This is a genomic window from Streptomyces sp. NPDC005533 (genome assembly GCF_042871845.1).
Classification (GTDB): domain Bacteria; phylum Actinomycetota; class Actinomycetes; order Streptomycetales; family Streptomycetaceae; genus Streptomyces.
In genome coordinates, this window is sequence record NZ_JBIAJH010000069.1 from 1 (window position 1) to 19290 (window position 19290).

At 71.9% G+C, this 19290-nt stretch carries 18 protein-coding genes and 1 pseudogene; 9 read left to right on the plus strand and 10 right to left on the minus strand.

Annotated elements, in window-relative coordinates; genetic code table 11:
- Nucleotides 1–197: 197 nt before the first annotated feature.
- Nucleotides 198–1043 (minus strand): bifunctional 5,10-methylenetetrahydrofolate dehydrogenase/5,10-methenyltetrahydrofolate cyclohydrolase, encoded by an 846-nt coding sequence (locus tag ACFYP3_RS34800; RefSeq protein WP_388841755.1) that lies wholly within the window; start codon nucleotides 1041–1043, stop codon nucleotides 198–200.
- A gap of 276 nt (nucleotides 1044–1319) precedes the next feature.
- Here ACFYP3_RS34800 and ACFYP3_RS34805 point away from each other — a divergent pair, with 276 nt between their 5' ends.
- Nucleotides 1320–2081 (plus strand): SAM-dependent methyltransferase, encoded by a 762-nt coding sequence (locus tag ACFYP3_RS34805; RefSeq protein ID WP_388841707.1) that lies wholly within the window; start codon nucleotides 1320–1322, stop codon nucleotides 2079–2081.
- 213 nt (nucleotides 2082–2294) lie between these two features.
- Nucleotides 2295–3884 (plus strand): RNA polymerase sigma factor, encoded by a 1590-nt coding sequence (locus ACFYP3_RS34810; RefSeq protein WP_388841710.1) that lies wholly within the window; start codon nucleotides 2295–2297, stop codon nucleotides 3882–3884.
- A 223-nt stretch (nucleotides 3885–4107) separates the two neighbouring features.
- Here the strand turns inward: ACFYP3_RS34810 and ACFYP3_RS34815 are convergent, their stop codons facing one another.
- From ACFYP3_RS34815 to ACFYP3_RS34830, 4 genes are all read right to left on the minus strand, one after another.
- Nucleotides 4108–4557 (minus strand): SRPBCC family protein, encoded by a 450-nt coding sequence (locus tag ACFYP3_RS34815; RefSeq protein WP_388841713.1) that lies wholly within the window; start codon nucleotides 4555–4557, stop codon nucleotides 4108–4110.
- Nucleotides 4558–4626: 69 nt separating this feature from the next.
- Nucleotides 4627–6045, minus strand: coding sequence for an amino acid permease (locus ACFYP3_RS34820; protein ID WP_388841716.1), 1419 nt, complete (start codon nucleotides 6043–6045; stop codon nucleotides 4627–4629).
- Nucleotides 6046–6120: 75 nt separating this feature from the next.
- The gene (locus ACFYP3_RS34825) at nucleotides 6121–8277 is read right to left on the minus strand and encodes a phage holin family protein (protein WP_388841719.1); all 2157 of its coding nucleotides are present in this window, start codon (nucleotides 8275–8277) and stop codon (nucleotides 6121–6123) included.
- 153 nt (nucleotides 8278–8430) lie between these two features.
- Complete coding sequence (locus ACFYP3_RS34830) at nucleotides 8431–8835, minus strand: hypothetical protein (RefSeq protein ID WP_388841722.1); 405 nt, start codon at nucleotides 8833–8835, stop codon at nucleotides 8431–8433.
- A 130-nt stretch (nucleotides 8836–8965) separates the two neighbouring features.
- Between ACFYP3_RS34830 and ACFYP3_RS34835 the strand changes: the two genes are divergently transcribed.
- The 4 genes and pseudogenes from ACFYP3_RS34835 to ACFYP3_RS34850 all read left to right on the plus strand — a co-directional run bounded on the left by ACFYP3_RS34835 (nucleotide 8966) and on the right by ACFYP3_RS34850 (nucleotide 11836).
- Nucleotides 8966–9754: an MBL fold metallo-hydrolase gene (locus ACFYP3_RS34835; protein WP_388841725.1), complete on the plus strand. Its 789-nt coding sequence runs from the start codon at nucleotides 8966–8968 to the stop codon at nucleotides 9752–9754.
- The gene (locus tag ACFYP3_RS34840) at nucleotides 9751–10413 is read left to right on the plus strand and encodes a DedA family protein (RefSeq protein WP_388841728.1); all 663 of its coding nucleotides are present in this window, start codon (nucleotides 9751–9753) and stop codon (nucleotides 10411–10413) included. The genes ACFYP3_RS34835 and ACFYP3_RS34840 overlap by 4 nt, the downstream gene beginning before the upstream one ends.
- Nucleotides 10414–10487: 74 nt before the next feature.
- Nucleotides 10488–10946: a MarR family transcriptional regulator gene (locus ACFYP3_RS34845; RefSeq protein WP_388841731.1), complete on the plus strand. Its 459-nt coding sequence runs from the start codon at nucleotides 10488–10490 to the stop codon at nucleotides 10944–10946.
- Between the two features lie 91 nt (nucleotides 10947–11037).
- Nucleotides 11038–11836, plus strand: a pseudogene (locus tag ACFYP3_RS34850) (IS5 family transposase).
- A gap of 15 nt (nucleotides 11837–11851) precedes the next feature.
- Here ACFYP3_RS34850 and ACFYP3_RS34855 read toward each other — a convergent pair.
- From ACFYP3_RS34855 to ACFYP3_RS34865, 3 genes are all read right to left on the minus strand, one after another.
- A complete protein-coding gene (locus ACFYP3_RS34855) occupies nucleotides 11852–12250 on the minus strand; it encodes an STAS domain-containing protein (protein ID WP_388841758.1) in 399 nt (132 codons plus the stop codon).
- A gap of 301 nt (nucleotides 12251–12551) precedes the next feature.
- On the minus strand, nucleotides 12552–12803 hold the full coding sequence (locus ACFYP3_RS34860) for a hypothetical protein (protein WP_388841734.1): 252 nt from the start codon (nucleotides 12801–12803) through the stop codon (nucleotides 12552–12554).
- Nucleotides 12804–13043: 240 nt separating this feature from the next.
- Complete coding sequence (locus ACFYP3_RS34865; RefSeq protein ID WP_388841737.1) at nucleotides 13044–13649, minus strand: helix-turn-helix domain-containing protein; 606 nt, start codon at nucleotides 13647–13649, stop codon at nucleotides 13044–13046.
- A 146-nt stretch (nucleotides 13650–13795) separates the two neighbouring features.
- Here ACFYP3_RS34865 and ACFYP3_RS34870 point away from each other — a divergent pair, with 146 nt between their 5' ends.
- Nucleotides 13796–14797 (plus strand): alpha/beta fold hydrolase, encoded by a 1002-nt coding sequence (locus ACFYP3_RS34870; protein ID WP_388841740.1) that lies wholly within the window; start codon nucleotides 13796–13798, stop codon nucleotides 14795–14797.
- A gap of 55 nt (nucleotides 14798–14852) precedes the next feature.
- Nucleotides 14853–15731 carry an alpha/beta fold hydrolase gene (locus ACFYP3_RS34875; RefSeq protein ID WP_388841743.1) on the plus strand — a complete coding sequence of 293 codons (879 nt, stop codon included), beginning with the start codon at nucleotides 14853–14855 and terminating at the stop codon, nucleotides 15729–15731.
- Between the two features lie 596 nt (nucleotides 15732–16327).
- Here ACFYP3_RS34875 and ACFYP3_RS34880 read toward each other — a convergent pair.
- Together ACFYP3_RS34880 and ACFYP3_RS34885 are read right to left on the minus strand one after the other, a co-directional pair.
- Nucleotides 16328–16945: a hypothetical protein gene (locus tag ACFYP3_RS34880; RefSeq protein WP_388841746.1), complete on the minus strand. Its 618-nt coding sequence runs from the start codon at nucleotides 16943–16945 to the stop codon at nucleotides 16328–16330.
- 352 nt (nucleotides 16946–17297) lie between these two features.
- Complete coding sequence (locus tag ACFYP3_RS34885; protein WP_388841749.1) at nucleotides 17298–17576, minus strand: hypothetical protein; 279 nt, start codon at nucleotides 17574–17576, stop codon at nucleotides 17298–17300.
- Between the two features lie 409 nt (nucleotides 17577–17985).
- Here ACFYP3_RS34885 and ACFYP3_RS34890 point away from each other — a divergent pair, with 409 nt between their 5' ends.
- Complete coding sequence (locus tag ACFYP3_RS34890) at nucleotides 17986–18801, plus strand: TIGR02391 family protein (RefSeq protein ID WP_388841752.1); 816 nt, start codon at nucleotides 17986–17988, stop codon at nucleotides 18799–18801.
- Nucleotides 18802–19290 lie beyond the last annotated feature (489 nt).

Sequence of the window (19290 nt, forward strand, 5' to 3'; positions counted from 1 at the left end):
TCGTCCGGTGCCGTGCATCGGCGTGTTGGCGGGGCGCCCTCGTACTGGACGTACTGGGGTGCTCCGCCAACACGGCGAGGTGCGGTGCCGGGCGGGGCGGGCGAGGCAAGATCCGGAAGAGACGACCTAGGTCGTCTCTGGGCAGCGGAGCGCCCCGGGCCCGAAGGCCCGGGGCGTCCGGCGTACGCGCGGTGGGGTCAGAGCTCCGCGAGGTCCAGCCCGGCCTGCGCGGCGGCCGCCCGGACGGTCTGCTCCAGCAGGACGGCGATGGTCATCGGGCCGACGCCGCCGGGCACCGGGGTGATCAGCGAGGCGCGCGCGGCGGCGGACTCGAAGTGGACGTCCCCGACGTTGCCCTCGTTGTACCCGGCGTCCAGGACCACGGCGCCCGGCTTGATGTCCTCGCCCCGGATGAACTCGGCCTTGCCGACGGCGGCGACCAGGACGTCCGCCTGGCGCACGATCGAGGGCAGGTCCACGGTGCGGGAGTGGCAGTAGGTGACGGTGGCGTTCTGCTCCAGCAGCAGCATCCCGGCCGGCTTGCCCAGGATGGCGCTGCGGCCGACGACGACGGCGTGCTTGCCGGTCAGGTCCACGTCGTAGGCGGCGAGCAGGCGCATGATGCCGCCGGGGGTGCAGGAGACGAAGCCCGGCAGCCCGAAGCCCATGGCGGCGAAGGAGTGCATGGTGACCCCGTCGACGTCCTTGCCCGGGGCGATGGCCTCGAAGGCGGCGCGCTCGTCGATGTGGTGCGGGACGGGGTGCTGGAGCAGGATCCCGCTGATCTCGGGGTCCTCGGAGAGCGCGGTGAGGGTGGCCACCAGCTCCTCGGTGGTGGTCGTGGCCGGCAGCTCGACGTGGCGGGAGGTGATCCCGGCCTTGGCGCAGCGGTTCTGCTTCATGCGCACGTAGGTGACGGACGCCGGGTCCTCGCCGACCAGCACGGTGGCGAGACAGGGGGCGGTGCCGGTGCGCTCGGTGATCTTCGCCGCGTACGCGGCGGTCTGCTCCGAGATGCGGCGGGCGAGGGCGGTGCCGTCCATCAGGCGGGCGGTGCCGGTGGCGGGCTGGGCAGTCTGGGCAGTCGTCACGGGGTCTCCTGAACGTCGCTGCGGATCGCGGTTCGCCCAGGCGCGCGGCAGTCGACGTACCGGAGGTCCCGGGGAGGCCCCGGGAGCGGATGTCCGGAGGTCGGAGGCCCGCCGGTACGCCGGGCCGCTCCCCGGTGGTGATCCACCCGAACGCCAGTCACGGCCCGCCGCCCACTGTAGTCGACATATCCGGTGGATGACCGGCGCCCGACCTGGGACGATCGATACATGACGCGCACTTTCGACCATCTTGTCGCCGAGGCCGAGTCCGTCTCCGTGGACGGCTGGGACTTCTCGTGGCTCGACGGCCGGGCGACCGAGCAGCGCCCCTCCTGGGGCTACCAGCGGCTGCTGGCCGAGCGCCTGTCCCGGGTCCGGTCGGCGCTGGACGTCCAGACCGGCGGCGGCGAGGTCCTCGCCGGGTCCGGGCCCCTGCCCCCGCTGATGGCCGCCACCGAGTCCTGGCCGCCCAACGTCGCGAAGGCGACCCGGCTGCTGCACCCGCTGGGCGCGGTGGTGATCGCCGACTCCGACGAGCCCCCGCTGCCCTTCGGCGACGAGGCCTTCGAGCTGGTGGCCAGCCGGCACCCGGTGACCATCTGGTGGGAGGAGATCGCGCGCGTGCTGACGCCGGGCGGCACCTACCTCTCGCAGCAGGTCGGCCCGGCGAGCGTCTTCGAGCTCGTCGAGTACTTCCTCGGCCCGCAGCCGGAGGAGGTCCGGCGCGGCCGGCACCCCGACGACGCGGTCGCCGAGGCCACGAAAGCCGGCCTCGAAGTCGTCGATCTGAGGTCCGAACGTCTGCGCACGGAGTTCCACGACATCGGAGCCGTGATCTACTTTCTGAGGAAGGTGATCTGGATGGTGCCCGGCTTCACGGTCGGGCAGTACCGGGACCGGTTGCGCGAGCTGCACGAACAGATCGAACGCGAAGGTCCGTTCGTCGCGCACACCGCCCGCTTCCTGATCGAGGCCCGCAAAAAGGGCTGAAAGGGGGGTGGACGGATCCACGCCGAATCGGTTGCGCGGCCACAGCGTGGCGCAGGTCACTCAATTCAGCGCGTAACGAATCGACTCGGGCATGCGATGAACCGACAGGTGTCCTCGCGCGGCCCGGAATACAGACCCCCCTCGGGTCTGTTTCCCGAGTTCGCGCGATGATGTCCCGCCCACCCCTTATCTGTTCGCAACGAGAGGCTCCTTGTGTCGCTCAGCCCGTCCCGTACGTTCCCTCCGGAGATCGCCGAATCCGAGGCCCTGGTCGCGCTCGTCGAGCGCGGCCGCGAGCAGGGTCACATCAACGGTGACGACGTGCGCCAGGCCTTCGAGGCCGGCCGCATCCCGGTGGACCAGTGGAAGCGGGTCCTGCGCAGCCTGAACCAGGTCCTGGACGAGGAGGGTGTCGCCCTCCACGTCAGCGCGGCGCCCGCCACCAAGGCTGCCGCGAAGAAGCCCCGCAAGGCTGCCGCCGCCCCGGCCCGCACCGTGGCCAAGAAGGCGGCCGCCGCGCCGCGCCCCATCGGCGCGCGCAAGACCTCGGCCGCCGGCACCGCCACGGCCACGGCTTCGGCGATATCCGCATCGCCGGCCGCCGCCGCCCCGGAGGAGGCGTCGGCCGAGGCCGCCGCCGAGCCGAAGAAGCGCACGGTCAAGAAGGCCGCCGTCAAGAAGACCGCCGTGAAGAAGACCGCCGCGGCGAAGAAGACCAGCGCCAAGGACGCCGACGAGGGCGAGACCCCCGTGGTGGAGGGCGAGGACTGGGCCGCCGAGGACCTGGCCGACGAGGCCGAGGAAGAGGCCCCCAAGGCCGGCGGCACCCAGGGCTTCGTCCTGTCCGACGACGACGAGGACGACGCCCCGGCGCAGACGGTCATGGTGGCGGGCGCCACCGCCGACCCCGTCAAGGACTACCTCAAGCTGATCGGCAAGGTGCCGCTCCTCAACGCCGAGCAGGAGGTGGAGCTCGCCAAGCGCATCGAGGCGGGTCTCTTCTCCGAGTACAAGCTCGAAGAGGAGGAGGACCACAAGCCCGCCTTCAAGCGCGAGCTGGAGATCCTCGTCGAGGACGGCCGCCGGGCGAAGAACCACCTGCTGGAGGCCAACCTCCGCCTCGTGGTCTCCCTCGCCAAGCGCTACACGGGCCGCGGCATGCTCTTCCTGGACCTGATCCAGGAGGGCAACGTCGGTCTGATCCGCGCCGTGGAGAAGTTCGACTACACCAAGGGCTTCAAGTTCTCCACGTACGCGACGTGGTGGATCCGGCAGGCGATCACGCGTGCCATGGCCGACCAGTCGCGCACGATCCGCATCCCCGTCCACATGGTCGAGATCATCAACAAGCTCGCCCGCGTGCAGCGCCAGATGCTCCAGGACCTCGGCCGGGAGCCCACTCCGGAGGAGCTGGGCAAGGAACTCGACATGACCCCCGAGAAGGTCATCGAGGTCCAGAAGTACGGCCGCGAGCCGATCTCCCTGCACACCCCCCTGGGTGAGGAGGGCGACAGCGAGTTCGGTGACCTCATCGAGGACTCCGAGGCGGTCGTGCCCGCGGACGCGGTGTCCTTCACCTTCCTCCAGGAGCAGCTCCAGTCGATCCTGGGCACGCTCTCGGAGCGTGAGGCGGGCGTCGTCTCGATGCGTTACGGCCTCAACGACGGCCAGCCGAAGACCCTGGACGAGATCGGCCGCGTGTATGGGGTCACCCGTGAGCGCATCCGCCAGATCGAGTCCAAGACCATGTCGAAGCTGCGCCACCCGTCGCGTTCGCAGGTGCTGCGCGACTACCTCGACTAGGTCGTCTCTTTCGGATCTTGCCGGTCAAGCCCGCGTCGTCCGGTGCCGTGCATCGGCGTGTTGGCGGGGCGCCCTTGTACTGGACGTACTGGGGTGCTCCGCCAACACGGCGAGGTGCGGTGCCGGGCGGCGCGGGCGAGGCAAGATCCGGAGAGACGGCCTAGACGGCAGGTGGTGTTCCCCCGGCGATGCGCGGCATGCCGGGGGCGCGCCGTGCGTCCGGTCAGCTCGCGGGGTGCTCCAGCAGGTGCTTGAGTTTCTCCTCGCCGCGGGGCATCTCCTTGCGGACCACGGGCTTGACCACGAGGGGGACGAGGGCCCGGCCCATGCCGTGGCCCTCGAAGTCGACGGAGAGGGTGACGCGCGAGCGGGTCCCGCCGTCGAGGGGGTCGATCCAACCCCGTACGTCGGGCCGGACCGGCCCGTCGACACCGTGGAGGTGCCAGCTCCGCGGCGGGTCCATGGCCGTGTACTCCATGGTCGTGGGGATCCTCCGCCTGCCGATGCGCCGGGTGACGAGGACCCGGGAACCGACGTGGACCGGGAGGTCCCCCATCGGAACGGCGGACAGGGCACTGTCCTGCCACTCCGGCAGGTGCGTGGGGTCCGTCACGTACGCGTAGACGTCCTCGGGCGTGCGGTCGATGTCGATGCTCTTGCTGATCGCGGACACGGCGACCCCCTGGAGCCCCCCTGGGCGGCTTCTCCCTCCACGCTACCCCCGCGCGTCTCCCCCGCGGGACTACCCCGCGGGCGAGACGCTGGCGCGCTGCTTGCGGGCGGCCATCACGGCGTACACGAGCACGCCCGCGAAGAGGAACAGCACGCCCTGGTAGACGGCCGCGTAGCCGGAACCGGCGACCAGCCACATCGAGAAGGCGAACGCCAGGCAGGCGAGGACGGCGTCGCGGACCAGGCGGCCGGGCCGGACCCGCTCCCGGTGGCCCGAGGCCAGGAAGTAGATCTGCGCGGCGGTGGAGAGCAGGTACGGGACCGTCGCGGTGAAGGTCGTGACGAGGACCAGCACCTCGAAGACGCGTGGGGACCCGGCCGTGTAGTTGTAGACGGTCAGCGCCGAGGCGAGGACGACCGTGACGAGGACTCCGGTCACGGGAACGCCGCGCTTCCTCGTCTCGAAGGCCTTCGGGAAGAGCCCGTCCTTCGCGGCGGCGTACGGGGTCTGCGCGCTGAGCAGGGTCCAGCCGTTGAGCGCGCCGGCCATCGAGATCACGGCGGCGCAGGCGACGAGCGTGCCGCCCCAGGTCCCGCCGAACATGGCGTTGACGGCGTCGCTGAAGGGGGCCGCGGAGGCGACCAGCTTCTCGTGGGCGACGAGGCCGAAGACGGCGAGGGTGCCGAGCAGGTAGACGGTGGCGGCGCCGACGGTGCCGAGGATGGTGGCCCGGCCGACGTTGCGCTCCGGGTCGCGGACCTCGCCCGCGCTGACGGCGGCGGACTCGACGCCCAGGTAGCTGAAGAGCAGGATCGCGGCGGAGGCGGAGACCGCGCCGACCGCGCTCTGGCCGGTGGCCTGGAAGGGGCCGAGGTTGGCGGGGTCGAAGAAGAACAGCCCGCCCACGGCGACCAGCAGCAGCGGGGCGAACTTCAGCACGGTGGAGACCAGTTGGACGGCGCCGACGTAGCGGGTGCCGGCCAGGTTGGCGAGCGCCGGGAGCCACTGCACGCCGAGGGCGGCCAGGCACATGGACCACTTGTGCGCGCCGACGGCGGGGAAGAGGACGCCGATGTAGCCGACGGCCGCCACCGCGAGCGCCGCGTTGGAGACCCAGGTGGTGATCCAGTAGCTCCAGGCGGCGAGGAAACCGGCGAAGTCGCCGAAGGCGGCGCGGGCGTAGACGTACGGTCCGCCGGTCTGGGGGTGCCGGTTCGCGAGCCGGCCGAAGACGAGGGCGAGGGCGATCGCGCCGAGGGTGAGCACGGCGAAGGCGACGAGGCTGATGGTGCCGAAGGGGGCCACCGAGGCGGGGAGGAGGAAGATCCCGCCGCCGATGACGTTGCCCATGACCAGGCAGGTGGCGACGGGGAGGCCGAAGCGGCGCTCGCCCCGCGGGCGGGGCTCGGCCGTCCCGGGAGCGGAGCCCGGGGCGGGGGCCGGGGCGGAGCCCGGGGTCGGGGTCGCGGTGGATATCGTGCTGGTCATCGGTGGTGCGCCTCTGGGTGTCTCACATGCTGGGCAGGTCGACACATGCTCCGCCACCGCACGGTACGTACCAAATCAGCGCGTTTCGTCCCGCACGGGCACCCCGGCGGAAGGAAGGATTGCGTCGCCGGCACCCTCCGGCCGGGGATCTTGCACCGGTTCCCGCCGCAGGCCGAGCGGGACCTGCGGGCCGTCCGCCTCCCGCAGCCAGCGGCGCAGTACGCCGTGCACCGCCTCCGCGCCCACCGGTTCCCCCGCCGGCGCCGCTCCCGCTCCCGCTGCCGGTTCCGGGTCCGCTGCGGGGTCCGACAGCACCGTGGGCCACATCAGGAACGGGTGCCCCTGCTCCCCGCCCAGGCCGCCGTGCGAGCCGATCTGTTCCTCGAAGGCGTGTACCGCGCCCGTGTCCGGGTCGTACGCCGAGTTCACCATGATGTCGGCCACGTGCGGGAAGGCGTCGGTCCGGCGGACGGCCTCCGCCGCGCCGGGGCCGAAAGGGGCCAGCAGCTCCTCCGCCTCGCCGGGCACGTCGAGCCGGGCCACCGCCCCGCCCGGGCCCAGCACCACCCCGTCCACCAGCACGAAGCCCACGCCCGGATGGTTGGCCAGGGTCGCCAGCAGGGCGGGGTGCGCGCGCTCGACGCGCTCGCGCGAGGCCCGGCCGGGAACGTCCGGGAAGGAGATCAGCGCGAGATTGCCCGAGGCGAGCACCACCGGGTCGGACCCCGGCCCCGGGCGGGCCTCCTCCCCCTCCTCCACCGGCCGGTGCAGGGCCGCGAGGACGGCGGCCCGGGCCTCGGCGCCACTGCGGGTCCGGCCGGCCCGGCGGGAGACCGGCAGCCCGCAGCCCGCCCGGACGAGGTCCTTCAGGGTCAGTCCGTAGCGGCTCAGGAAGGTCTCGCCCGGGCTCTGGCCGTGGTCCGAGAGCAGCACGATCCGGTACTCCCGCGGGGCGTGCTCGGCGACCCGGGCGATCAGCGCGAGGCTGCGGTCCAGGCGCGCCAGCACCTGGTCGGTGTCCCGGCCGCGCGGGCCGGAGTGGTGCGCGACCTCGTCGTAGGCGACGAGGTCGGCGTAGACCGCGGCGCGGCCGGCGAGCATGTCGCCGATCACCGCCGCGACCACCACGTCCCGTTCGACCACGGTCGCGAAGGCCCGGATCAGCGGGTACAGGCCGCCGCGCGACACCCGGGGCCGGTCCCCGCGGATCCGCGCCCGCAGCGACTGGCCGATCTCCCGGGCCACCTCGGCGACGAAGGACACGGCGGTGCGGACGGCGTTGGCCGGATCGGAGAAGTACGCGAAGTAGCCCGCGCGGGACCGGTTCGCCCGGCCCCGCCGGGCCGAGACCGAGAGCACCAGGGCCAGTTGGTCGGCGCCCCCGCTGAACAGGTTGCCCCGGCTGGCGCCGTCGAGCGTGAGCAGCCCGCCGTCCCCGGTGCGCGCGACGGCCCGCCGCTGCAGCTCGGCGGCGCTGGTGGGCCGGTTGCAGACCATCACCTCGCCGGTGTCCTTCTCGTACCAGCGGAAGGCGGGCACGTCGAAGTTGGAGCCGTGCAGGATGCCGAGCTGGCTGGCGCCGGTCTGGCTCGACCAGTCCGTGCGCCAGGGCGTGATCCGGTGGCTGCGGTCCAGCCAGCCGGCGACGGTGGGCATCAGTGCGCTGCCGCACGCGCCGCGCAGCACCTCGTACCCCACCCCGTCGAGCTGGAGGAAGACCAGGCCGGGCGGGGCCTCGCCGGCCCCCGGCGCGCCCGCCCCGCGCTGCCTGCGGCGACGCCGGTCGGCGAGCCGGTAGAGACGGCGCCGGTACGCCTCGTCGTCGCGCACCGCCAGCGCCGTGGAGGTGGCGGACGCCACCGCGGACATCACGGCGGCCACCACCACCGCGGTCTCGGGGGCCGCCTCGCCCCGCCAGGCGGGGATCAGGCCGAGCGCGATGAGCAGGAGCGAGCCGTTCAGGAAGAAGACGAGCAGCCCGAGGACGAGGGCGGGCACCAGCAGCAGGGCCCGGACGAGCACGGGCCAGACCACCGCGCTCAGCAGACCGAAGGCTCCCGCGCCCCACGCGGCGGTCAGCCCGATCTGCGTGATGCTGTCACCGTCGTCGGACTGGAGCCGGAAGTCCGGCAGGATCCCGGCCAAGGCGAGCATGGTGAGGGTGGACGCCGCCCAGACGAGGATCACCCGCAGCAGGGCGCTGCCCGCGGTCCGCCACCGTCCCCGCCACACGCCGCCACCTCCCGCGAGCCCCGTCCCGCCTCCAGGCTCGCACAGCCGGGGCCGGCCGCCCGGGCGGAACGGAGGCGCACCGGAGTGCGGAGGGGGCCGTCGCTGAACGGGACGGCGCGCGGCGCGTACGGCGGGACGGCGTGCGGCGGGGGGTCAGGTGCCGTCGTAGCCGGCGGTCGGCATGGAGAGCCTGCGGTGGACTTCGGCCTTCATCGCGGAGGTGTACTGCGGCTCGGCGTCCCCGGCGGTCTCCACCCGTACGCCGCGCCGCTCGCACTCGGCGGTGAACTCCTCGACCGAGCGGAGCGCGCGGGCCAGCACCCGGCGGTTGGCGGCGACGAAGAGGTCGACCTGTCCGGCGTCGACGTCGGACCAGAGCCCGCAGTGGTCGGCGCGCAGCCCGTAGACGAGCAACTGCCTCGTGACGACGTAACCCCGGTCGGCGGCCCAGCGCGCGCACATGGCGTGCTGGCCGCGGGTGTCCACGGCGAAGGGGTCGACGTCCAGGTCTTCGAGCGGGGCCAGGCTGGTGATCGCGGCCACGCGCAACTCTTCCATGCCGCCGGACCCTACTCCGATCCGCCGCCGGATTGGAGGGGCCCGGCACTTCCGGTTCCGGGCGGATCCTCGGGGCAGCATCTAGGCTCGTGGCCGAGGTCGAGGCGGGGGCCGAGGGAGGGAGGGCCGGGTGCCGGTGGAGATCACCTGGTGGGGTCATGCCACGTGCACCGTCGAGGACTCCGGGGTCCGGCTGCTGACGGACCCGTTGTTCGCCCGGCGGCTCGCGCACCTGCGGCGGCGGCGCGGGGCGCTGCCACCGGCCGAAGCCGCGGTGGCGGACGTGGTGCTCGTGTCGCACCTGCACGCCGATCATCTGCACCTGCCGTCGCTGGAGCGGCTCGCACCCGGCACCCGGCTGCTGGTGCCGCGCGGGGCGCGCCGGGCCGTGCCGGGGCTGGCACGGGCCGCGGGGCTGCGCGGGCTGCGGGTGACCGAGGTGGCGCCCGGCGAGGAGGTCACCGTACGGGAGGGCGTACGGGAGGGCGTACGGGTCCGGGCGGTCAGCGCGCGGCACGACGGGCGGCGGCTGCCGTTCGGGCCGCACCTCGCGCCCGCGCTCGGGTACGTGGTCCAGGGCTCGGCACGGACCTACTTCGCCGGGGACACCGGGCTGTTCGACACGATGGCCGAGGAGGTCGGGCCGGTGGACGTGGCCCTGCTGCCGGTGGGCGGCTGGGGCCCGTACCTGGGCCCGGGGCACCTGGACGCGGGGCGGGCGGCGCAGGCGCTGGCCCGGCTCGCGCCCGCGGCGGCGGTGCCGGTGCACTACGGGACGTACTGGCCCGTCGGCATGGACGCCGTGCGGCCGCACGAATTCCACGCGCCGGGCACGGAGTTCGAGCGCCGGGCCGGACAACTGGCACCGAAGGTGGCCGTACGGGTCCCCGGGCACGGCGAGCGGGTGCGGCTGCCGTGACGTGGCGCGAGCTCGCGGCGGCGGCCGGCCAGGTGCCGCCGGAGACCACCCAGCAGGCCGTCGGCTACCCGGCGTTGTTCGTGCTGGTGGCTCTGGGCGCGCTGGTTCCGGTGATCCCGACGGGCGCGCTGGTGAGTTCGGCCGCGGTGGTGGCGTTCCATCACCAGTCGCTGCCCTTCGGTGTGTTGCTGGTGGTCGCGGTGTCGGCCCTGGCCGCGTTCACCGGGGACATGGCGTTGTACTGGCTCGGGCGGCGGGGGGTCCGCTCGCGCAACGGCTCGCGTTGGCTGGCGGAACTGCGCGGCCGGGCCACCCCCGAACGGCTGGAGCAGGCGCAGACCGGGCTGGACGAGCACGGGGTCATGGTGCTGGTGCTCTCCCGGCTGGTCCCGGCGGGCCGGATCCCGGTGATGCTGGCCTGCCTGCTGGCACAGATGCCGCCCCGCCGCTTCGCCCGCGGCGACGCCCCCGCGTGCCTGGCCTGGGCAGCGACGTACGGCCTGATCGGCATCCTGGGCGGCTCGCTCTTTTCGGAGCCGTGGAAGGGCGTGGCGCTGGCGGTGGGCCTGACCCTGCTGATCAGCGCGGGCCCGGCGCTCCTGCGGCGGCTGCGGGGCGGGGGCCGGGGCCCGGGTCCGGATCGGCGAACGGCGGACTAGACCTCAAGTGCCCTTCGGGTCATAGGGTCTTGTCCGTCGGGGCGACGAACAGCAGCGAACGGAGCGGATCCACCATGGAGTACTCGCACAGCGACGCGGAACTGGTCCGGCAGCCCATCGGCTACTGGAGCTGGGCCGCCTACGACGCGGTCGTCGCCCGCACCCGGAGCGCGCTCGCCGGGATCGGCACCACCCAGCCGCAATGGTGGGTCCTGGCCCAGGTGGCCGTGGCCGAGGAGGGGAGGACCCGGGCGGAGGTGACCGCGGTCCTGCGCGGCTACCTCGCCCTGGGCGAGGAGGCCCTGGGCGAGGAGATCGACACGACCATCGCCCGCGGCTGGATCACCCAGGACGCCGGGGAGCGCCTCGGGATGACCCCCGAGGGCCGGAAGTTCTACGAGGAGGCGGCGGCCCTCCAGGAGCGGCTGCGGGACGAGCGGCACGCGGGCATCTCGGACGAGGAGTACCTGACCACCCTCAAGGTGCTCCAGCGCTTCATCCACAACACGGGCGGGCGGGCCCGGCACCACTAGCGCGTGTCTCTTTGATGGGTTGCTCAGTTGATCGGATGTGTCCGTCCGATTAGTGATCACTGATGTCATATGGGACCGGATCGAGCCGTTGATGCCGGCCGATCCGGTCCGGGGCCGGCGGTGGGCCGACCACCGCCGCACCCTTGAGGCCATCGCGTGGAAGTACCGCGCCAATTCGCCTTGGCGGGACCTTCCCGACGAGCTCGGCCCGTTCCAGACCGCACACAAACGCCTGATCAGATGGGCCGTGGACGGCACCTGGGAGAAGATCCGCGCCTCCGTCCTGGCAACGGCGGACGCCGACGACGACATCGACTGGACGGTCTCGGTGGACTCCACCGTCGTCCGCGCCCACCAGCACGCCGCAGGCGCACGCAAAAAGGGGCGGCTCGCTCGGGCGAGCCCGCCGATCACGCACTCGGACGCTCCCGCGCGGGCTGAGCACCAAGGTTCACCTCGCCGCAGACGGCGGGGCACGCCCCCTGGCCTTCGTCGTCACTGCAGGCCAGGCCGGTGACGCACCCACCTTCGAGACGGTGATGTCCCGCATCCGCGTTGCCCGCGGCGGGCCTGGCCGACCACGAACGAGGCCCTTCGCCGTGCCGGCCGACCGGGCGTACTCATCCCGCGCCATCCGCAGCCACTTACGGCGCCGCGGAATCCGGGCGGTCATCCCTCAGCCGTCCGACCAGACCGCCTGCGGCGGGGTCGCCAAGGCGGCCGACCGCCAGGCTTCGACCTCGAGGTCTACAAGCAGCGGAACACCGTCGAGCGGTGCATCAACCGATGCAAGCAGTGGCGCGGCATGGGCCACACGAACCGACAAACTCGCCATCGCCTACCAGGCCGCACTCCACCTCGCCAGCATCCTCATCTGCACCCGACGCTGACCAAAGAGACAGAACCTAGGCGCGGGGCAGCCAGCCCGCGGCGAAGTCGGCGTGGTCGCGTGCGCGCTGGGTCCGGTCCGCGAGGAGCCGGCGGAAGCCCGCCACTGCGTACCGCTCCCCGGTGGCCGCGCCGGGCCCCGGGATCCCGACCACCTCGGCCATGACCTGCTGGGGCTGGGGTTGCCAGCCGGTGACCAGGACCCTCAGGCGCAGGTGCTCCGCGCGCCGGTGCAGGTCCAGGAGGTGGAACAGGCCGTCGGTGTCCATGTCTGTCACGCCGTGCAGGTCCACCAGGAGGTCCCGCTCGTGGGCGTTGACGTGGTCCAGGGCCTGCAGGAGGGCTTCGCCCGCGTCCTCGTCGAGTGTGCCGTCGGCGCTGATCAGGACCGAGCTGCCGCAGTGCTGGACGTCCACGTTGATCAAGTTTCTCTCCCGTCACCCGGAGGCTCGGGCCTGCGGGATTCCATCGTGGCCCGGCGTGTCCCGGGGCCGAATGAGGCGCGCTCTTCAGGCGCGGTGTGAACGGGGGAGTGAGGGGCCCCAGGCCGGGCGCGGCAGGAGCCCCTCCTTACGCGCCTCCGTGGGGGACGGAAAAGGCACGCGTCAGCCGGGACAACGAGGACCGGCGCCGACAGGACACGACACTTGCGGACATCTGGCTCCTGCCGCAAGCCAGGGCCCGACCGTGCGGAGCAGGTCGGGCCCTGGTCGGTGACTACATCTCTTGGTGCAGGTCTTCGGCCAGGTCTTGAGCGCCTTCGTACTGGGCCAGTGCCAGGCCGAGGCCGAACCAGGTAGCCGGCCAGGTGGCGACGAAGATGCCCCACCGGTCCGCCCGGTCGATGCCCGTCGGCTCCACCTTCATCGATGTCGCCCATGAGGCGACGGACAGCCCGATGGTCAGGCAGGCGACGGTGTACGCGTGCTCGCTCCGCAGGCCCTTGTCGTGCAGCAACTTGACGATCATGGCGCTCCTCGGGATCCGACGGCGTAGCCTCCACCGTCCCCCACACGCCAACATCACGCATCTGCGACTCCGCCCCGCCTCCTGCTGACGCGCGCACAGCCGGGCTCCCGGAATCTGCGGGCATGTACTGCGGGCTTGCCCTCCGGTCCGTCCGCGATGCGCAGACAGGGCAGGGGCTCCCCGCCATGGCGAAGAAGACCGCCCCCGAGGCCCGGGAGCCGGGTGTGAGTTCGCTGCTTGCTACCGGGCCCTGGGGCCGGGGGCGGGCGGGGTGCGCGGTCGCAGGCGCTCTCCCTGCGGCCCGAACATGATCAGGTACTCGACCGGGCCGCCGAGGCCGGCGTTCGCGACCCCATGGGGATTGCGGGTGTCGAACTCGGCGACGTCTCCGGCACTCAGGACGAGGTCCTGGTCGCCGAGCGCGAGCCACAGCTGCCCGTACAGGACGCACAGCCATTCCCAGCCGTCGTGGGAGACCTGACGGGGCCGCACCGGCGGCTCCTGGACGGCCGGCAGGACGTGTTTGTGGGCGTGCAGGCCCCCGACGTACCGGGTCAGCGGCAGCACCGCCTTGTCGTCGCCGGCACGCCGGAACGCGGAGGTGCGAGGCTCGGCGGCGGGAGCGTTGCCGGCCAGCTCGTCCAGGGAGACGCCGTACTCCTTCGCCAGCTGCAGCACCACTTCCAGGGTGGGCTTGCGCCGGCCGGTCTCGATCCGCGACAGCGTGCTCGGGGAGATGCCGGTCGCGCAGCTGACGCCGGTGAGCGTGGAGCCGCGGTGTTCGCGTGCGGCCCGCAGCCGGGGGCCCATCGCCGCCAGCGTGTCGGCCACGTCGTCGCCTGTCACCCGCGCTGCCCCCCTTCCGGGACGTGCCGCCTCCATCACCCTGACCTGCAAGTTTGCCAGACTGGCAAGGGTAGTCGCGGTGGACGGCCGCTGCGCCGCATGATCGACGGGTATCCGCGTCCACCCGTGAACCGAGAGAAGACCCCATGCAGCCGTCCGCCGTACTCCGCCACCGCACCGTCGAGGCCCCTGCCGGGCGCCTGCACCTGGTCGAGCAGGGCACCGGCCCGCTGGTCCTGCTCGTGCACGGCTTCCCCGAGTCCTGGTACTCATGGCGCCACCAGCTCCCGGCCCTCGCCGCGGCCGGCTACCGGGCGGTGGCGCTCGACGTGCGCGGCTACGGCCGCTCCGCCAAGCCCGCGGCGACCGATGCCTACCGGATGCTGGACCTGGTGGAGGACAACGTCGCCCTCGTGCACGCCCTCGGCGAGGAGAACGCGGTGGTCGTCGGCCACGACTGGGGCTCCAACATCGCGGCCACCTCCGCCCTGCTCCACCCCGAGGTCTTCCGGGCCGTCGCCCTGCTGAGCATCCCCTACGCGCCACCCGGCGGCCCCCGCCCCACCGACATCTTCGGCCGGATCGGCGGCCCCGAGCAGGAGTTCTACGTCTCCTACTTCCAGGAGCCCGGCCGCGCCGAGACGGAGATCGAGCCCGACGTCCGCGGCTGGCTCGCCGGCTTCTACGCCGCCCTGTCCGCCGACACCATGCCCGCCCAGGACGAGCCCGACCCGCACTTCGTCGCCCACGGCGGCCGGCTCCGTGACCGTTTTCCCGCCGGCGTCCTCCCGGCCTGGCTGGCCGAGGACGACCTCGACGTCTACGCCGGAGAGTTCGAGCGCACGGGTCTGAGCGGCGCCCTCAACCGCTACCGCAACATGGACCGCGACTGGGAAGACCTCGCCCCCCACCGCGGAGCCCCCATCAAGCAGCCGTCCCTGTTCATCGGCGGCGCCCTGGACGCCTCCACCACCTGGATGTCCGACGCCATCGACGCCTTCCCCACCACCCTCCCCGGCCTGACCGCCTCCCACCTCGTAGAGGGCTGCGGCCACTGGATCCAGCAGGAACGCCCCGAGGAGATCAACCACCTGCTGACCGGCTGGCTCAACACCCTCACGTCCTCCGCGCCCGGGGCCGGCTGCTGATCACCGGCGCCCAGGCTGATCCGGTCAAGTCCCCGACCCGAAAGGGTGGTCCCGCATGACGCTCACCATTCCCGGCTTCGATCACGTCCGCCTGCCCGGTGCGGGCGGTGTTGAGCTGGCTGCCACTGTCGGCGGCAGCGGCAGCCCTGTCGTGCTGTTGCACGGTTTTCCCCAGACCCACCTGATGTGGCGACACGTCGCCGAGCGGCTCGCCGACGAGCACACGGTGATCTGTCCTGACCTGCGGGGCTACGGCGCCAGTGACAAGCCCGCGGCCACCGACCCCGATGTGTACGCCAAGCGCACCATGGCCGCCGACGTCGTGACCCTGGCGGCGGCGCTCGGCCACGAACGCTTTGCCCTCGTCGGCCACGACCGAGGCGCCCTGGTCGCCTTCCGGGCGGGGCTGGACCACCCTGAGACCATCACGCACCTGGGCATCCTCGACATCGTGCCGACGCTCGACATGTGGAACGTCCTGCACGGCACCGCGGCGGCGATCGGCTACCACCTCTTCCTGATGGCGCAGCCGCCGGGCCTGCCGGAGGCGATGATCGCAGGCAGTGCGGACGCGTTCTTCGGCTCGTTCCTCGACGCCTGGGCCAACGACCCGACCGCCATGCCCTCAGATGTGCGTGCCGAATACCTGCGCGCGAGCGCCGCGGCGGTCACCTCGATCGTCGCGGACTACCGAGCCTCGGCGGACATCGACGTCCTGCACGACCAGGCGGACCTGGACGCCGGGTCGCAGCTGGCCATGCCCGTGACGGTCGTCCAGCAGGACTGGGGCGCGCAGCTGGGCTACGACGCTGCCGGGGTGTGGAAGGCGTGGGCGCCGGACCTGGACCACCGGCTGACCCGCGCCGGGCACTTCATGGCCGAAGAGGCACCCGACGAGATCACGGCGGCGATCCAGGACCTACTGGCCCGCTGAGCCTCCTGCTCCCGACTCGTCGGCCGGGCCACGGTCGGTCGGCGAGCCAAGGCCGCATCGACCGCCCTGACCACGACGCGCCAGCAAGGCCAGCAGGCCTACAACGCGGTCTTCGGCGGGTAGACGTCGCGCGTGGGCCGACCTCGACGAGCGCACCCAGGAGACCATGACGGAGCTCCCGGCCTCGGCTGTATGTACGAACACGTCGACACCGACACCGACACCTACCCGGACGGAACGCCCCTGGCTCGTTGCGCGACGGCCGCGAAGCGGCTGACCCACGGCCAGGGCCCGCAAGCTCACCACCACCCTGGTCCGGCACCCCTTAGTCCTGATCGTCTGGGCGAGCCCGCCCGAGGGGGGCTTGTCCAGGGCCGCGACCCGGTCGGTTCAGCGTCGGTGGCGCCAGTGCTGGTGGACCCTGAGGACTTCGTAGCTCCATGCGGTGTGCGGACGGGTGCCGACGGGGTTCGTCCAGCCGAGTTGTTCGGCTACGGCCGTGAACCGGGGGTGCATCTGGCGGTCTCCGACCGTGACGAGCGCGGACAGGAGAGGCTCTCCCCTCCGACCGTCTTCGTCGACCAGCCACAGGAGCATCACTGGTCGTAGGCGTGCAGGCGGGGCAAGCCCGGCAGGCGCTTGTGGATCTGGGGCCAGGTCGTAGTAGAGCCGGCTCGGGCGGTCTTCTCCAGCAGCGGCCGCAACTCGGTCGCGAACTCCCACAGCTGTCCGGCCTCCAGGAGCGCCGGCTCTTCCCGGCACGGCGGGCGGGCCTTCACGACCGGGACCGGAATCGGTGTGGGCTCCGATGTCGGGACAGGGGCTGGGAGCGGTGCGGGGGAACGCCTGGGCGCTGGCGACGCTTGGATTTTCCGACGTGGAGACCGGCGGACAGGTTCGTCGGCCCGGGTGACGTTCGGCCGCATCCGCGGCACGGCGGGGACTGTCTGCTTGGGCTGCGCAGGCACGGACTGCAGGGGAGCCTCGGCGGCCTGGCGCCGTTCTTCCTCCTGCCACTGGCGGGAGCCCAGGATCTCCTTGAGATTTTTCAGCTGTGCCCGCTGCTCGCGGGTCTCGCTCGGTGGAGCTCCGGCCGCCTGCTGCCAGGCCAGGGCGTACAGGTCGGCGGCGACCGCGACTGCGTATCTGTCGATGGCTCGCTTCAGTTCGGTCAGCGTGTGGTTCAGCGTGCGGCGGACCGTGGCGATCTCCATCGCGGTCCTGGTAGCCCGCCCGGTGGTTCGGCGTCGGAAGTCCGTCTGCCACGCCGCACCACCGCTGAGCCGCACCCGGTTGTTCCCCAAACCCGTACTCCCCCCGAGCTGCACAGCAGATCCCCAAACGGTCGGGCAGGCCGCTACCCGGACGCAAGAGACGGGTCAGCCAAGCACCCCCTCCGGACCGACCTTTCGCGGCATGCTGGAAGGGCTTGGCAAGCCTGGCCCGCCTGCCTGTCGCACGAGCCTGCGAGGGCCGGATGAGGATTGCATTGGAGGTTGCCTGCACAGGTCGGCTGCGCTCAGGGTTCGGCGAGGGGAGAGCGCCAGCCCTTTCAGGTCCCGCGAGTTATCCCAGGATCGTCCGCCACTGCGCCAGAGCTTCAGTCATGCGCCGCGCGGTGATGCGGTACTCATTGCAGATGATCGCGGCGTCTTCATCGGTCTCCGGAGAGGACGCGTACAGAGTGATCTGGAAGAGGGCTTCCGAATCATGGTCGTCCGGGTCTTCGCGCTCCTTCAGTCTCTCCACCTCGACGTATGCGCCGTTCGGGTAGTCGAACGTCAGGACGTGGCCATGGTTATCGGCGGGATCGTAGATCTTGATGCCCGGGATGATGTCGCTCATCCGGCAGACGATAGGGCACCAGGGCGCTCGGACGAGTGCCCTTTGGAGCGAGACAACTCCCGTCTTGAGGAGTGCCCTTGACACTCGACGAACCGTTGGGACGGCGCTCTTGACCGAGGGGTCCAGCGCGCGGGACGGTCATCGGCCAACTATGGGCAACCGACTCGACACGGGAGCACGCGATGACGTTACGGTTCGTCGGGATCGACCCGAATACCGGCGGTGAGGGATTACCGACGGTGTGGGTGGAAGAGGAGAGCGCGGACCTCTACGCGCGACACTCCAGTACGACGCTGCCGCTCTGACAGCGGGTTTTGCCTTCTTGCCACAGGCCCCATCTGCTCGACAGCAGTGCGAACTGGGTGGCCTGCGCATAGCGGACTGTTAGGCCACTCAGTCACAATGCGCCATGGACGCATCCCGTGACCCCCAGTACCTGAAGGCGACCGCCCAGGCAGTCGCTGACTTCAAGGACGCGGTGGAGGAGTTCCTCTCCCTCCACATATCGAACAAGCACTTCGGGCGTGGCCTGGCACCGGCGGAGTTCCCGCGTGATGACGCGGACCCGGAGGAGATCAAGGAACTCCGGTCCAAGGTGGCGCGGGCGGCTGGCCGCGCCAGCTACGCCCCCAGCCTCACGGGCGCCTACGTGCATGTCGAAGGGCACGGCAAGATCGACCCGATCGCCGCCTGGGCGTCTATGACGTTGCCCAAGCCGGTGCTGGAGGCGGACGACGTCTTGGGGGCGTGCGAGCAGATGCTGGGGCGCCTGGAGGCGATGGAACGCCGGGCCGAGGCGCAGGCCCCTTCCGTCTCCGGGGCGGAGCACTTCCACCCCCTGGTGTGGGGGGCGGCATCCCGGCTTTGGAGGAACGAGCACTATCGTGAAGCCGTCGCCTCGGCGGCGGAGGCGCTCGTCGCGCACGTCCAGTCCCGTACCGGCCGCCACGACGTGCCCGCCACCAGCCTCTGGCAGCAGATCTTCTCCGAAGCGCCGCCGAAGACGGGAGAACCCCGCTTGCGCTGGCCTGGTGATCCGACGAACCAGAGCGTGAAGACGATGAATGCGGGCTTGAGGCTCTTCGCGCCCGGAGCGCAGATGACCATTCGAAACACCTCTGCTCACGGCACCGACGAGATGACCGCACAGGACGCCCTTGAGAGGCTCGGAGCCCTCAGCCTTCTGGCCCGCTGGGTCGACGACTGCGACGACCACACGGTGTAGACCGCCTACCAACGCACGTGGCAGGCCCGCCATCGTGGCGGTCAGGCCGGAGGGCCAGGCTCAGGCCGGCCCCAAACTTCCCATCGGACTTCCCCGCGCCGGGGCTCCGGCAGCGTGAATCCGAGGAGAGGGTCATCGTCGGGGTGATGGAACAGGCAGTCCCGAGCCCAGGTCAACGTGGCGTTCGTGAGCTGTCGCGCCAGCCGCGCATTGCCCTGGACAACCTGGTCTGCGGCTGGGGCCGTGCCGGGCGGGCCGATGAACAGCGCAGTCTGTGGAGACAGAGGGAAGTACACGCCGCCTGGCGACCTCAACCCTGCCGCGCTCCGCTCCGTGGTGGTCCCGTCCGGCAACGGGACCACCGGGACGTCCGACGTAGCCACAGAGACACGCGCTAGTAGTGCTTTGTTAGCCGGTCTTGTCACGTCGGGTGTTCGGTAGTTCGCTGGCTGTATGAGGGCTGGGGAGCTGGCGGCGGTGCGGGTTCGG

Coding starts and splice junctions, on each gene's coding strand:
- ACFYP3_RS34800 (WP_388841755.1), bottom strand. CDS start 1,043: ATGGACGGCACCGCCCTCGCCCGCCGCATCTCGGAGCAGACCGCCGCG.
- ACFYP3_RS34805 (WP_388841707.1), top strand. CDS start 1,320: ATGACGCGCACTTTCGACCATCTTGTCGCCGAGGCCGAGTCCGTCTCC.
- ACFYP3_RS34820 (WP_388841716.1), bottom strand. CDS start 6,045: ATGACCAGCACGATATCCACCGCGACCCCGACCCCGGGCTCCGCCCCG.
- ACFYP3_RS34830 (WP_388841722.1), bottom strand. CDS start 8,835: ATGGAAGAGTTGCGCGTGGCCGCGATCACCAGCCTGGCCCCGCTCGAA.
- ACFYP3_RS34845 (WP_388841731.1), top strand. CDS start 10,488: ATGGAGTACTCGCACAGCGACGCGGAACTGGTCCGGCAGCCCATCGGC.
- ACFYP3_RS34860 (WP_388841734.1), bottom strand. CDS start 12,803: ATGATCGTCAAGTTGCTGCACGACAAGGGCCTGCGGAGCGAGCACGCG.
- ACFYP3_RS34870 (WP_388841740.1), top strand. CDS start 13,796: ATGCAGCCGTCCGCCGTACTCCGCCACCGCACCGTCGAGGCCCCTGCC.
- ACFYP3_RS34875 (WP_388841743.1), top strand. CDS start 14,853: ATGACGCTCACCATTCCCGGCTTCGATCACGTCCGCCTGCCCGGTGCG.
- ACFYP3_RS34880 (WP_388841746.1), bottom strand. CDS start 16,945: ATGGAGATCGCCACGGTCCGCCGCACGCTGAACCACACGCTGACCGAA.
- ACFYP3_RS34885 (WP_388841749.1), bottom strand. CDS start 17,576: ATGAGCGACATCATCCCGGGCATCAAGATCTACGATCCCGCCGATAAC.
- ACFYP3_RS34890 (WP_388841752.1), top strand. CDS start 17,986: ATGGACGCATCCCGTGACCCCCAGTACCTGAAGGCGACCGCCCAGGCA.